The 1288-nt window shown below is 43.4% G+C and carries 2 protein-coding genes; both read right to left on the bottom strand.

The window, feature by feature from the left end:
* A partial coding sequence (locus HMPREF2926_RS09395) for a hypothetical protein (RefSeq protein ID WP_070587592.1) occupies positions 1-831 on the bottom strand: 831 nt, incomplete at its 3' end.
* A gap of 12 nt (positions 832-843) precedes the next feature.
* On the bottom strand, positions 844-1288 hold a 445-nt coding region (locus HMPREF2926_RS09400; protein ID WP_256263033.1), incomplete at its 5' end, for a DUF6287 domain-containing protein.

Consider the following 1288-nt stretch of genomic DNA (forward strand, 5'->3'; position numbering starts at 1 on the left):
TTCCGTAATGGTGTGAGTTCCTTTTGCGATTATCCCTGCAGAGGGAGCTGAGGTTGAGGGCTCTTTTCGAATACGGAGATCCGACACACTGACTTGTACTTGGAAGCTTTCCGATTTTTTCTCTTCTGCTTTCGCTGTTGATTTGGAATCCCCTGAACCTTCAAAATTTTTCCAGTCCAGCTTACTGAGGTCCAACTGCTTGGCTGAAATCCCAAGAGCTTGTTCTGCTGTTTGGTCCTCACCAATTTGAATGGTTGCTTTCTTTTCTTCCTTGGCTTCGCCTTTTCTTAGCGAATAAAGGGTCAATTCCATTTCTGGATTAAGGGATTGCCAAGTGGCATAGACGATTTGCCCATTGTCAAAAACTTCTAAACTAGAGCGATAGCCACCTGCAGAAGCTACATAGGCTACGTGGAGCAAGGTTGGCTGGTTATCTTTCAAATAATACACCGCAGCAATCGTTTTGCCATCCCCAATCAGCAGTTCGTCATTACCATCACGATTAAGATCTTCAAAAGCATATTGCCACTCATTGGTGCTTCCAAGTGTTTGAAGGTTAAAGACATACGCATATTCTTCTGAAGTTGCTTCGATCTTCTTTAGTTCATTTTGTAAAGCTGTTTGGTCTTTGGCATTAATTGCGGTTGCATAAGCCTTGTACCGCTCCAATACCTCTTGATAGTGCTTTTGACCTGTATCCGTCTTCTCTTTTTTGACCGACGAAGAGGTTGCCGTTTTCGGTTTGCTTTGGCGTTCATAGCGTTTGGGCGTACAAGCCACTAGAGATAGAACAGACACACCCGCCAGTAGTGAAATCATCAATTTTCTCATAGTCCCACTCCTTTAGTCCACACGGTAGAAGAACGAGTCAGTATCCCAAATATATTGTTGCCCAACCCATATACGGTCTTTTGATGTATCTGATGGATCACTATTTTCATTGCTATCTGGCTTCATAGGTGTTCCAGCTGGCAAGAATGAGATCGCAGCTCCACCAGCTGTATTTGGTTTAGAACTATGAATCCCCCCACTAATATAGCCGTGATCGGGATTAATTCTATCAACAACTCCACTACCATCTGTTACAAATCCTTTTCCTGTCAAACCATCTTTATCAAATTCCAGAACCCAACCAAGACCATTTCTCCAGGTTCCTGCAATACTTGAAAAATCACCGTTCTGAATTTCTTGAATGTTCATTCCGCTGCTTTTCTTACTTGAGCTTGCTGATTTAGAACCATCCACACGCGTTGTGAAGTCAAGGGCGATCCAGCCTTGTCCAGATTCC

It is taken from the genome of Streptococcus sp. HMSC078D09, from assembly GCF_001813675.1.
Classification (GTDB): domain Bacteria; phylum Bacillota; class Bacilli; order Lactobacillales; family Streptococcaceae; genus Streptococcus.